This window comes from Klebsiella sp. G-Nf4 (genome assembly GCF_002810615.1).
Taxonomy (GTDB): Bacteria; Pseudomonadota; Gammaproteobacteria; order Enterobacterales; family Enterobacteriaceae; genus Klebsiella; species Klebsiella variicola.
The window spans coordinates 287,473-299,680 of the sequence record NZ_PION01000006.1; the positions used below are offsets into that span (position 1 = coordinate 287,473).

At 58.2% G+C, this 12,208-nt stretch carries 13 protein-coding genes; 3 read left to right on the top strand and 10 right to left on the bottom strand.

The window, feature by feature from the left end; genetic code table 11:
* The first annotated feature begins 166 nt into the window (after positions 1-166).
* Entirely contained in the window at positions 167-1,150 is a 984-nt protein-coding gene (locus CWM57_RS14835; RefSeq protein ID WP_100676112.1) for a quinone oxidoreductase, read from the top strand.
* A 181-nt stretch (positions 1,151-1,331) separates the two neighbouring features.
* Here the strand turns inward: CWM57_RS14835 and pspG are convergent, their stop codons facing one another.
* From pspG to CWM57_RS14850, 3 genes are all read right to left on the bottom strand, one after another.
* A complete protein-coding gene (gene pspG / locus CWM57_RS14840) occupies positions 1,332-1,574 on the bottom strand; it encodes an envelope stress response protein PspG (protein WP_012543188.1) in 243 nt (80 codons plus the stop codon).
* A 139-nt stretch (positions 1,575-1,713) separates the two neighbouring features.
* Positions 1,714-2,712 carry a tRNA dihydrouridine(20/20a) synthase DusA gene (dusA, locus tag CWM57_RS14845; protein WP_074387356.1) on the bottom strand — a complete coding sequence of 333 codons (999 nt, stop codon included), beginning with the start codon at positions 2,710-2,712 and terminating at the stop codon, positions 1,714-1,716.
* 99 nt (positions 2,713-2,811) lie between these two features.
* Positions 2,812-3,300 carry a cupin domain-containing protein gene (locus CWM57_RS14850; RefSeq protein ID WP_061156123.1) on the bottom strand — a complete coding sequence of 163 codons (489 nt, stop codon included), beginning with the start codon at positions 3,298-3,300 and terminating at the stop codon, positions 2,812-2,814.
* A gap of 249 nt (positions 3,301-3,549) precedes the next feature.
* Here CWM57_RS14850 and zur point away from each other — a divergent pair, with 249 nt between their 5' ends.
* Positions 3,550-4,065 carry a zinc uptake transcriptional repressor Zur gene (gene zur, locus CWM57_RS14855; protein WP_061156124.1) on the top strand — a complete coding sequence of 172 codons (516 nt, stop codon included), beginning with the start codon at positions 3,550-3,552 and terminating at the stop codon, positions 4,063-4,065.
* Between the two features lie 95 nt (positions 4,066-4,160).
* On the opposite strand, the gene CWM57_RS14860 is transcribed toward zur, so the two are convergent.
* The 4 genes from CWM57_RS14860 to CWM57_RS14875 all read right to left on the bottom strand — a co-directional run bounded on the left by CWM57_RS14860 (position 4,161) and on the right by CWM57_RS14875 (position 7,091).
* Positions 4,161-4,370 (bottom strand): CsbD family protein, encoded by a 210-nt coding sequence (locus CWM57_RS14860; RefSeq protein WP_004206293.1) that lies wholly within the window; start codon positions 4,368-4,370, stop codon positions 4,161-4,163.
* A 235-nt stretch (positions 4,371-4,605) separates the two neighbouring features.
* Positions 4,606-5,922 carry an MATE family efflux transporter DinF gene (gene dinF, locus CWM57_RS14865; RefSeq protein WP_100631200.1) on the bottom strand — a complete coding sequence of 439 codons (1,317 nt, stop codon included), beginning with the start codon at positions 5,920-5,922 and terminating at the stop codon, positions 4,606-4,608.
* 69 nt (positions 5,923-5,991) lie between these two features.
* The gene (gene lexA / locus CWM57_RS14870; protein WP_016160103.1) at positions 5,992-6,600 is read right to left on the bottom strand and encodes a transcriptional repressor LexA; all 609 of its coding nucleotides are present in this window, start codon (positions 6,598-6,600) and stop codon (positions 5,992-5,994) included.
* Positions 6,601-6,722: 122 nt separating this feature from the next.
* Positions 6,723-7,091 (bottom strand): diacylglycerol kinase, encoded by a 369-nt coding sequence (locus CWM57_RS14875; protein ID WP_004206290.1) that lies wholly within the window; start codon positions 7,089-7,091, stop codon positions 6,723-6,725.
* A 128-nt stretch (positions 7,092-7,219) separates the two neighbouring features.
* Between CWM57_RS14875 and plsB the strand changes: the two genes are divergently transcribed.
* Positions 7,220-9,643: a glycerol-3-phosphate 1-O-acyltransferase PlsB gene (gene plsB, locus CWM57_RS14880; protein ID WP_074387358.1), complete on the top strand. Its 2,424-nt coding sequence runs from the start codon at positions 7,220-7,222 to the stop codon at positions 9,641-9,643.
* Between the two features lie 56 nt (positions 9,644-9,699).
* Here plsB and ubiA read toward each other — a convergent pair whose 3' ends face one another.
* The 3 genes from ubiA to malM all read right to left on the bottom strand — a co-directional run bounded on the left by ubiA (position 9,700) and on the right by malM (position 12,193).
* Entirely contained in the window at positions 9,700-10,566 is an 867-nt protein-coding gene (ubiA, locus tag CWM57_RS14885) for a 4-hydroxybenzoate octaprenyltransferase (RefSeq protein ID WP_023287012.1), read from the bottom strand.
* 12 nt (positions 10,567-10,578) lie between these two features.
* Positions 10,579-11,076 (bottom strand): chorismate lyase, encoded by a 498-nt coding sequence (gene ubiC, locus CWM57_RS14890; protein WP_008807309.1) that lies wholly within the window; start codon positions 11,074-11,076, stop codon positions 10,579-10,581.
* A gap of 187 nt (positions 11,077-11,263) precedes the next feature.
* Positions 11,264-12,193 (bottom strand): maltose operon protein MalM, encoded by a 930-nt coding sequence (gene malM, locus CWM57_RS14895; RefSeq protein WP_008807310.1) that lies wholly within the window; start codon positions 12,191-12,193, stop codon positions 11,264-11,266.
* Positions 12,194-12,208 lie beyond the last annotated feature (15 nt).

A 12,208-nucleotide genomic window follows, 5' to 3' on the forward strand; every position in this document is an offset into this window, starting at 1 on the left:
CTAACATTTCACCGATACGGAAAAGAGCGTGACAGTATAGCGAGAAAGCCATTGCCGCTAAAGAACCCATTAAGCGTGGCAGGCCTGAGGCGGATAAGAAAATCCGTCACCGCCGCCGCAGGCTGTTAAGCTTACTGGATAATCTCAGAACAACACAGGAGCGAACATGGCAACACGCATCGAATTTTCAAAACACGGCGGGCCGGAGGTGCTTCAGGCGGTTGAGTTCACGCCCCGCGATCCCGCAGAGCATGAAATTCAGGTCGAAAATAAAGCCATCGGTATCAACTATATCGACACCTATGTTCGTAGCGGCCTCTATCCGCCGCCGTCGCTGCCGAGCGGTCTGGGCACCGAGGCAGCCGGCATCGTCAGTAAAGTCGGCCACGGGGTGACGCACATTAAGGTAGGCGATCGGGTGGTGTACGCCCAGTCGGCGCTCGGCGCCTACAGCACGGTACACAATGTGCTGGCCGACAAAGCCGCGGTTCTGCCGGACGCCATCTCTTTCGAACAGGCCGCGGCATCGTTCCTGAAAGGATTGACGGTCTGGTATCTGCTGCGCAAAACCTATGAAATTAAGCCTAATGAAGTGTTCCTGTTTCACGCGGCCGCCGGCGGCGTGGGGCTGATTGCCTGTCAGTGGGCGAAAGCGCTGGGCGCGAAACTTATCGGCACCGTCGGCAGCGCGCAGAAAGCGCAGCGTGCCAAAGAGGCTGGTGCCTGGCAGGTGATTAACTATCGCGAAGAGCAAATCGTGGAGCGACTCAAGGCGCTTACCGACGGTAAGAAAGTGGCCGTGGTCTACGACTCGGTGGGGAAAGATACCTGGGAAGCCTCTCTGGACTGCCTGCAGCGACGCGGTCTGATGGTCAGCTTTGGCAACTCCTCCGGCCCGGTGACCGGCGTCAATCTGGGGATCCTGAATCAGAAAGGTTCTCTGTATGTCACCCGACCATCTCTGCAGGGCTATATCACCAACCGGGAAGAGCTGGAGGAAGCCTGCAGTGAACTGTTTTCGCTGATCGCCAGTGGGGTAATTAAAGTGGACGTGCCTGAGGGTCAGACCTATCCGCTGACCGAGGCCCGTCGGGCGCATGAAGTTCTGGAAAGCCGGGTAACTCAGGGGTCGAGTCTGCTGCTGCCGTAAGCGGACAAAGGGACAAAAGTTTAGGGCTTCCACCTGGGAAGCCCTTACTTTTTTTTAGTTCGGCTGTATGTAGGGTACAGCGCGATGAATTCGTTAACGCGCTAATAGTGACAGATTTGCTCAGTAATGCCTACGCGGTTGTCTGCAAAATTGTTCAGGTTGTGACAGACCCCTCAATACCTTAGTAACGCCAACGGTTATTGTCGCGAAAAGCGTTTCCGTTCGGGGATTTCAGCGCCCGAATAATCCACACCACCACCACGGCCAGCAGCAACCACGGCAGTAATTTGATCATCAAGGCAAACAACCCGCCGACGAACATCAGCGCGGTAGCGACCACGATAGCCGCGATAATCCCCAGCAGCGATACGCCGGTCACCAACAGCATGACAAAAAATCCAATGACAAATAGCAGTTCCAGCATGGTTCTCTCCCCAACGAATGAATACTTCACTCTGCAGGTATTACAAAAAGCATGCCAAACATAAGCATTTGACTTTAAAAGAAAACGCCCCGCGTCAGTGCGCGAGGCGTGGTCAATTTCACCAAGTTTTCGTCAGAAATTAACGTTTATCGGCCACCAGCTGCAGAGCATGCTCCAGCACCGCAATATCGGCGCCGGCTTTATGCGCGTTCTCGCTCAGATAGCGACGCCACTGGCGAGCGCCGGGGATCCCCTGAAATAGCCCCAGCATATGGCGGGTGATATGGCCCAGATAGGTGCCATTGCTGAGCTCGCGCTCAATATACGGGTACATGGCTCGCACCACCGCCACCGGATCGGCATCCGCGCCTGCGATGCCGAAAATTTCGCGGTCGACCGAGGCCAGAATGCCCGGGTTCTGGTAGGCCTCACGCCCGACCATTACCCCATCCATATGTTCAAGCTGCAGTCTGGCTTCGTCCAGCGATTTGATCCCGCCGTTGATCGCCATCGTCAGATGGGGGAAGTCGCGCTTCAGCTGCCAGACGCGGGGGTAATCCAGCGGCGGGATCTCGCGGTTCTCTTTTGGGCTCAGGCCGGAGAGCCAGGCTTTGCGGGCGTGAATAATAAACATCTCACACTCGCCCTTGCCGGAGACCGTCTCAATGAAATCGCACAGAAACTCATAGCTATCCTGATCGTCAATCCCGATACGGGTTTTCACCGTGACCGGAATCGACACCACATCGCGCATCGCCTTGATACAGTCGGCCACCAGTGGCGCATTGCCCATCAGGCAGGCGCCAAACATCCCGTTCTGCACGCGATCGGAGGGGCAACCGACGTTGAGATTGATCTCATCGTAGCCGCGCGCTTCAGCCAGCTTCGCGCACTGCGCCAGGGCCTGCGGATCGCTGCCGCCAAGCTGCAGAGCAACCGGGTGCTCTTCTTCGCTATAGGCCAGATAGTCACCTTTGCCGTGAATAATCGCCCCGGTGGTCACCATTTCGGTATACAGCAGCGTATGCCGCGACAGCAGCCGCAGGAAATAGCGGCAGTGTCGGTCAGTCCAGTCGAGCATCGGCGCGATGGAGAAGCGGTGAGCAGGGAAAACAGGTGACGTTGATTCAGGCATCATGGCGAATAAATAAGCATCCGGGTAAAAAGGGGCGCTACTATAGCATAAAGATAAACCACTGGCGCATAGTGCGGCGAGCGTCACCCTCCCCCAGGTCGATTACTTTTTCCGCGGTTTGCCGTCGTGTGGACCAAAGAACTGCGGCGGATGGTCAACCCAGCGATCCTGGCGCGTCGCGGCATAGCCGGGATTAAGCGGGTAATAGATGCGGTTGTATTTTTTGTTGGACTCACCCACCACCAGCAGACGAACCTCCTGCTCGGTGTTATTGAGAAAAGTGTGGCAGATGCCGGTACCCGCGGGAAAACCCACGCTGTCGCCCGGCTCCAGCTTCCAGAGATAGCCGTTTATCCATACCTCCGGATAGCCCTCCAGCACATAGATGAACTCTTCCTCATCGCTCTCGGCGTGCGGGTACGAGGTGCGTCGTCCCGGAGGCAGTCGCTCGTGATGGATCCCCAGCCGGTTGAGCCGTAAACCGCGCCCCAGCGGCGCGCCAATCGAAAAACGCTCCGGGCTGTCGGGATAAGTGGCATCGTCGGGCCCTTCCAGTTCGCGCCAGTGGCGAATGCAATCAGGTCGTTTCATCGTTTTCTCCCGAAAATGAGACACTTCAGATATAGCATACCCTGGGTCAGGCGTGTTGCGATTAAATCGGGCAGGACGGTTTTAGCGATCGACTAAGGCGTGGTCTGTACGAAAGTCAGCGGCCAGCACCCGGAGCTGGCGCAGGTGCCGACAATCTGAAGTATGACCCGTATCACCCGCCGGCTCTCGGTGTTTTCTGAGGAACGTGATAAAGTAACAGATTCAAATTCACGCAACCCGAGGATGCTCATGGATAAGACCCCTTCGCAAGAGATGTTAGCGCATGCTGAAAAGCTATGTGCGCAGCGCGGCGTACGCCTGACCCCACAGCGTCTGGAGGTGTTGCGCCTGATGAGCCTGCAACAAGGGGCGATCAGCGCCTACGACCTGCTGGATCTCCTGCGTGACAAAGAGCCGCAGGCTAAACCACCGACGGTTTACCGTGCGCTGGAGTTTTTACTCGAGCAGGGTTTTGTTCACAAGGTGGAGTCAACCAACAGCTATGTGCTGTGCCATCTCTTTGACCAGCCGACCCATAGCTCAGCCATGTTTATCTGTGACCGCTGTGGCGTGGTGAAGGAAGAAGCGGCGGAAGGGGTGGAAGATATCATGCATACGTTAGCGGCCAGAATGGGCTTTGCCCTGCGCCATAACGTGATTGAAGCCCACGGCCTTTGTGCAGACTGCGTTGAAGTCGAAGCCTGCAGCACACCGGGACACTGCCAGCACGACCATACGATTCAGCTGAAAAAGAAAGCCCGCTGAGCGTCAGCCGCAGCGGGAAACAGGGTTAACGGCGCGTCCTTACGCCATTCAGACAGGCACTAACACAAATGTTTTATTCTTTGAGCCACGGAACGCTACCAGCGGTAGTCGTTCTTATGCTCCCAGTCTGAGACTTCTTTCTCAGCCTGATCCTTCGCATAGCCGTACCGTTCCTGAATTTTACCGACCAGCTGATCGCGCTTACCTTCGATCACGGTCATATCATCATCGGTAAGTTTGCCCCACTGTTCCTTGGCTTTACCTTTCAACTGTTTCCAGTTACCGCCGATTTCGTCTTTATTCATGATAACGTCCTCATCATTCGGTGGGTTTACAGCCCGTTTTGTACCGGACATGGTATTAACTATAGATGAGAATGCTGGCACCGATTCGTTATTCGGAATTTTTAACCATCATACCGATGGGTAAGGCTGAGGCGATTTTCCCGGCTTGCGCTGCGCTGAGCCGGGCTACTGAGCTGCCCCGGTAAGCGGTGCGCAACCGTGGGAATTCATGGATGGCCGTGATGAACGGCAATGACTAGCTAAACCAGGTGCCGTGTCGCCAGTGGCGACGCCAGATCAGCGCCAGCGACAGGCCGCGCAGGGCGAGGAACACCGCCAGCGCCAGCCACAGTCCGTGGTTGCCGAGCACCGGGACCGAAAGCAGCGTCACGGCAAACCCCGCCGCGGCGACCGCCATGCTGTTACGCATCTCCGCGCCGCGCGTCGCGCCGATGAACATGCCGTCCAGCAGGTAGCACCAGACGCCCACCACCGGCAGGATGGTCTGCCAGATCAGATAGCGATCGGCCAGCTGCTGCAGGGAAGGTAGCGAGGTTAACAACGCGATGATGTACTCCCCCGCCAGGCTGTAAATCAGGGCAAATGCCAGCGCCACCATGCCAGACTGGCGGCAGGCCGCCCGCCAGATTTCAAGAAGCTGGCTGCCGTCGCGCGCGCCGTAGGCCTGGCCGGAGTGGGCCTCCACGGCATAGGCAAAGCCATCCAGCGCGTAGGCGGTAAAGGTCAGCATAGTCATCAGTACCGCATTGACCGCCACAATGTCGCTGCCCAGACGCGCGCCGTACACGGTCAGCGCGCCAAAGCACAGCTGCAGCAGCAGGGAACGCAGCATGATGTCCCGATTCAACGCCAGCAGACGGCGCAGATCCCCGCGCCAGGCGTTTTTCAACATGCTCAGCGACACGCCGCGCAGCGTCAGCACCCGCTTCGCCATCATCAGGCCGATAATCAAGGTTGCGTACTCCGCGGTAACCGTGGCCAGCGCCGCCCCCTGGACGTTCATCCGCAGGCCCATCACCAGCCACAGGTCGAGCACAATATTGAGCAGATTGCCGACCACCAGCAGAATCACCGGCGCCCGGGCGTACTGAACCCCCAGCAACCAGCCGAGCAGCACCAGGTTGGCCAGCGAAGCGGGAGCGCTGAGCCAGCGAATTTCAAGGAACCGCCGTGCCTGCTCAAGCACCGCCTCACTGCCGCCGACAATATGCAGAGCGAGATTAATCAGCGGCAGGCGAAACAGGATGATGAGAACCCCGGCGCCCAGCGCCAGGGCCAGCGGCTGCACCAGCGCGCGCGCAAGACGCAGCGGATCTTTGGCACCCCAGGCCTGAGCGGTGAGCCCGGTGGTGCTCATGCGCAAAAACAGCAGCAACATGAAAAGAAAACTGGTGGCCGTCGCCCCGACCGCGACGCCGCCGAGGTATACCGGGCTGTCAAGGTGGCCGATCACCGCCGTATCTACCAGCCCCAGCAGCGGGACGGTGATGTTGGAGAAGATCATCGGGATAGCAAGGCGCCACAGCGCTTTATCGGCAGCGTTGAGCAGCATGATGGGGGACCTGATTGAGGAAAAACGTCGCAGCGTCATGCATCCGATGACGCTGCGCAGGGGCAGGCGCTACAGCCATTCTCCGTTACGGATCACGCCAACGGCCAGACCCTCAATGGTAAAACTCTGCTGGCGCAGATCGACAACGATAGGGGAAAACTCGCTGTTTTCCGGCAACAGCTCGACGACGTTGCCCTGCTTTTTCAGGCGCTTCACCGTCACTTCGTCGTCAATGCGCGCCACGACCACCTGGCCGTTACGCACGTCCTGGGTTTTGTGTACCGCCAGCAGATCGCCATCAAGGATACCGATGTCTTTCATCGACATGCCGCTGACGCGCAGCAGGAAATCCGCGTTGGGTTTAAACATCGACGGGTCGACCTGATAGTGGCCCTCAATGTGCTGCTGCGCCAGCAGCGGCTCGCCAGCGGCGACGCGGCCGATCAGCGGCAGGCCGTGTTCTTCTTCCGTCAGCAGGCGGATACCGCGAGATGCGCCGGAGACGATCTCGATCGCGCCTTTACGCGCCAGCGCTTTCAGGTGTTCTTCCGCCGCGTTTGGGGAACGGAACCCCAAGCGCTGAGCAATTTCCGCACGCGTCGGCGGCATGCCCGTCTGGCTGATATGATCCCGAATGAGATCAAACACCTCTTGCTGCCTGGTCGTTAACGCTTTCATTCCGCCCCCTGGGTGTATATACAGTTATGCTGTGAGTATATACAGCTAACGGTGATTTTGGAACCACATGGCACACAAAAATCGGTAGATTGTTTATATTTTGCGAGGCTTAGCGAAGAACGTTAGTGATAATGGCTCCACAGCAGCGTTCCCCAGGTGATCAGCGCGATGATAATCGCCAGCAGGACCGCTGCCGACCCCATGTCTTTGGCGCGCCCTGAAAGCTCATGATAATCCGAGCCTATACGGTCCACGACCGCCTCAATCGCGCTGTTGAGAATTTCGACTATCATCACTAGCAGGACCGACCCGATCAGCAATACGCGGGTGATGGCGTCGACGTCCAGCCAGCAGGCTATCGCGACGGCCACGATGGCGGCGACGCCTTCCTGACGAAACGCGGCCTCGTTGATCCACGCCGCGCGAAATCCTTTCCAGGAGTAACCTGCCGCCTTAATGATTCGGGTTAACCCGGTGGTATTATTGGCCATCACAAAACCTTTTTACGTAAATGACGTCGATGAGTGTACGCGTTTGCCGCGTGGTAACGGAAATTTTGCCCACTTTCTGTTATTCTTGCCGCGCATTTGCATGATTAACCAGAGGCTTCACATCGTTTATGTCCGGCTGGCAACGAATTTACTATAAATTACTGAATTTACCATTACGGGTGCTGGTAAAAAGCAAGTCTATTCCGGCAGAGCCTGCTCAGGAATTAGGACTCGATACCTCGCGTCCGGTCATGTACGTCCTGCCCTATAACTCCAAGGCGGACCTGCTGACGCTGCGCGCCCAATGCCTGGCGCATGATTTACCCGATCCGCTTGAACCGCTGGAGATCGACGGCGCGCTGCTGCCGCGTTACGTATTCATCCACGGTGGGCCGCGCGTATTTACCTATTACACGCCAAAAGAAGAGTCCATCAAGCTGTTCCACGACTACCTCGATCTGCACCGCAACCATCCGGATCTCGATGTGCAAATGGTGCCGGTCTCGGTGATGTTCGGCCGCTCGCCGGGCCGTGAGAAAGGGGAAGTCAATCCACCGCTGCGGATGCTTAACGGTATCCAGAAATTTTTCGCCGTCTCCTGGCTCGGCCGCGACAGCTTTGTGCGCTTTTCGCCTTCCGTGTCGCTGCGCCGCATGGCGGATGAACACGGCACCGATAAGATCATCGCGCAGAAGCTGGCTCGCGTCGCCCGGATGCACTTTGCCCGCCAGCGCCTGGCCGCCGTCGGCCCGCGTCTGCCGGCCCGTCAGGATCTGTTTAATAAACTGCTGGCCTCGAAAGCGATTGCCCGCGCGGTGGAAGACGAAGCGCGCAGCAAGAAAATTTCTCACGAGAAGGCTCAGCAGAACGCTATCGCGCTGATGGAAGAGATTGCCGCGAACTTCTCGTACGAGATGATCCGCCTGACCGACCGCATTCTCGGCTTCACCTGGAACCGCCTGTACCAGGGGATCAACGTGCATAACGCCGAGCGCGTTCGTCAGCTGGCTCACGACGGCCATGAGATTGTCTATGTCCCCTGCCACCGCAGCCACATGGACTATCTGCTGCTCTCCTACGTTCTGTATCATCAGGGCCTGGTGCCACCGCATATCGCGGCGGGCATCAACCTCAACTTCTGGCCAGCCGGGCCAATCTTCCGCCGCCTGGGCGCGTTCTTTATTCGCCGCACCTTTAAGGGCAACAAGCTCTATTCCACGGTGTTCCGCGAATATCTTGGCGAACTGTTCAGCCGCGGCTATTCCGTCGAGTATTTCGTCGAAGGCGGCCGCTCCCGTACCGGCCGTCTGCTCGATCCGAAGACCGGTACGCTGTCGATGACCATCCAGGCGATGCTGCGTGGCGGTACCCGGCCTATCACTCTGGTGCCTATCTACATCGGCTATGAGCACGTGATGGAAGTAGGAACCTACGCCAAAGAGCTGCGCGGCGCCACCAAAGAGAAAGAGAGCCTGCCGCAGATGGTGCGCGGCTTGAGTAAGCTGCGCAACCTTGGCCAGGGCTATGTCAACTTCGGCGAACCGTTGCCGCTGATGACCTACCTCAACCACCATGTGCCGGAGTGGCGGGAAGCCATCGACCCAATCGAAGCCATCCGCCCTTCCTGGCTGACGCCAACGGTGAATAACATCGCCGCAGACCTGATGGTGCGCATCAACAACGCCGGCGCGGCCAACGCCATGAACCTGTGCTGCACGGCGCTGCTGGCCTCGCGCCAGCGTTCGCTCACCCGTGAGCAGCTGACCCAACAGCTGGAGTGCTACCTCGCACTGCTGCGCAATGTGCCCTATTCGCCAGATGCGACCGCCCCTTCCGCTTCGGCCAGCGAGCTTATCGACCACGCGCTGCAGATGAACAAGTTCGAAGTGGAGAAGGACACCATCGGCGATATCATCATCCTGCCGCGCGAGCAGGCGGTGCTGATGACCTACTATCGCAACAACATCGCCCATATGCTGGTGATTCCGTCGCTGTTAGCCGCCCTGGTGACTCAGCATCGTCAACTCAGCCGCACCGAAGTGCTGCGCCATGTCGAAACGCTGTATCCGTTCCTCAAGGCCGAGCTGTTCCTGCGCTGGGAGAAAGCAGAGCTGGCCGGGGTGGTGGATGCGTTGATTGCCGAGATGCTGCGTCAGGAGCTGATCGTCGTTGATGGCGATGTGATGAGCCTCAATCCGTCGCACTCTCGCTCCCTGCAACTGCTGGCCGCTGGCGCGCGCGAGACGCTGCAGCGCTATGCCATTACCTTCTGGCTGCTGAGCGCCAACCCGTCGATCAACCGCAGTTCGCTGGAAAAAGAGAGTCGTACCGTGGCCCAGCGTCTGTCGGTGCTGCATGGCATTAACGCGCCGGAGTTCTTCGACAAAGCGGTGTTCAGTACCCTGGTGCTGACCCTGCGCGACGAAGGCTACATTAGCGATACCGGCGATGCCGAGCCGGAAGAGACGCTGAAGGTTTATCGGATGCTGGCGGAATTGATTACGTCGGATGTGCGGCTGACGATTGAAAGCGTCACGCAGGACGACGCGTAACGCGGTGTTTTCTGCCCTCACTTCCCCCCGGTATGCCGGGGGGAAGCGGACAGGGGTTACAGGTAGCTCATCGCCAGGCCCAGGAACAGCACCAGCCCGACGTAGTTATTGTTCATAAACGCTTTGAAGCAGTTATCGCGGTCGCGATTGAAGATAAGCTTCTGCTGCCAGCCAAACAGACCCGCCGCGACAAATAACGACCAGTAGTATTCCCAGCCCAGCCCATTCAGCCAGCCCACCGCGCCCATCAGCACCAGTACGGCCACCTGCAGAATACCGATAATCAGACGATCGTTTTCGCCGAACAGGATCGCCGTCGACTTGATGCCGATCTTAACGTCGTCATCACGATCCACCATCGCATACTGCGTATCGTAGGCTACGGCCCACAGAATGTTGGCGAGGAACATCAGCCAGCAGCTCAGCGGCAGCGATTCACTGACGGCCGAGAAGGCCATCGGGATTGACCAGCCAAAGGCCGCCCCCAGCACCACCTGCGGCAGATGAGTGTAGCGCTTCATAAACGGATAGACCCATGCCAGGGCCAGCGCCGCGACCGACAGCAGAATGGTCATGGTGTTGAGGGTGAGCACCAGCAGGAAGGAGAGCAGCACCAGAACGATAAACAGCGTTCGCGCCTCTTTCTCGGTGACATCGCCGCTCGGTAGCGGACGACGGGCGGTACGCTTAACGTGACCATCAAATTTTCGATCGGCATAGTCATTCACCACGCAGCCGGCGGCGCGCATCAGCCAGACGCCGGCGACGAATACCGCCAGGATCCACAGCGGTGGTACGCCCGGCGAGGCTACCCACAGCGCCCACAACGTCGGCCACAGCAGCAGCAAGGCGCCGATCGGTTTGTCAGTGCGCATCAGGCGATGAAACGCCAACAGCTTATTCTGCGACAGACTCCACTCCATTTTTTCTTCCTCTTAGTACAACGGCGACGCAGGCAAAAACAGCTCGGTCAGCAGCAAGGGTTTGCCGCTCAGCCGCAGACGGGAACGACGCCCCCACAGCGCTGCATCGCGACCAATTTCAATAAAATCGCGGGTTAATGTCGACGACGTGAACAGGTATCGGCCCAGCGGGATCTGCCCGAGCTGCTGTAGCGCCAGCTCCGGACCACACAGCGTCGACTCCGGCACCACCGTGCGCCCAGCCAGCCAGGGCTCGCCATCGGCGTTGAGTATAATCTCCCGCAGCCAGTAGCGCGGCTCGTCAGGTAGCAGCGCCGCTTCGTCAGTCAGCGCCTCACGCTCAATATACCCTTCGTTAATCAGGGTCACGGTGACCTGCTTTCCTTGTTGCTCAAAGCGCTGGGTCATTGAGTCCTCCAGCAGCAGCCAGTCACTCAGGGGCGGCGCCAGGGATGGCATAACGGCAAAATAGCGCAGCGCACGCAGTCGCGTAAGCGCAGGATGGGACATGCCTGATTCTCCGGTACATAACGTGAGAGCATTGTATCGCAGAATAGGCGGTTGGTGGCGGGCAAACGTCAATATACGATCATTCACGCAACAGCCATGCAACAGGCTGCCGCGCGTGCAAAAAAAGGTGCATCCCGGAGGATGCACCTAAAGGCTGTGCCTAAACATCAGCATTGTGGGGAGACGATTACCCCTTGCCTTTTACACTGCTGATAAAGGTGGAACGAGCGGATTTCGAGCCGAGGCGCTCAGCTTCGTTCATCAATTTCAGGGCTTTGTCGATGTCACCTTGTTTCACCGCCTGCTTAATACCGTTGTTGAAGTAGGTTTCGGTATCGCTGAGCATCGGTTCGCTTTTGGCTGCCGGCGCCGCAGCGGCTGCGGCGGCTGGCGCGGCTACCGGCGCGGCCGTATTGCCGACGGTCACCGGTCCCGGGCCGGAAGAGCCGAACAGCGGGCCCACCAGCACGCTGGAGGTGCTATTGGTTTTCACTTTCAGCTTCAGCACGCCATCGGTGGTATGTTTAGCGATCGGATCCGGGATATCCGGGGCCGCATTTCCGGCGCCTTTGGCATAGGCTTTCGCCGGATCCAGCAGGGTCGTGGTCTGCTGAAGATCTTTTTCAGTGGTAAATACCAGCACATAGAGCTTCTGCTGGCCCAACGCCGGAGTCAGGCGCATCACGCCGCCCAGGCGATCGGCGGTCATCACGCCCGGCTGCTGATAGGTAAAGTAGTTGCTGGGGAAGAACGCCGCTGGCGTCATATTCTGATCCAGAATCAGCACGTTCGGCGCAAAAATCTGCTTATGTTTGTTCAGTTCGCTGTCGAGCGTCAGGGTCAGCTCGCCGATATTGGCCGGTACGCTCCAGGCGGCGACCGGTCCGACGATCCCCGGGACATCCAGGCGTTGACCGCCGGTGGTTAAATCAACGCTCTGCGTCTTTGATTGATCGGCAGGCGTCCAGATCAGCTGTTGCAGCGCGCTGGCTGGAATAGACGGCGCGGCGCTGGTGTTCTGCGGTACAAAGTTAACATCGGCAAGGCTCATCCCCGGCACGCATGCCAACATCCCTGCGGATAAACACAGAGCGACGAGAGTTTTCTTCATTTTCATTCTTCTCACCTTGGA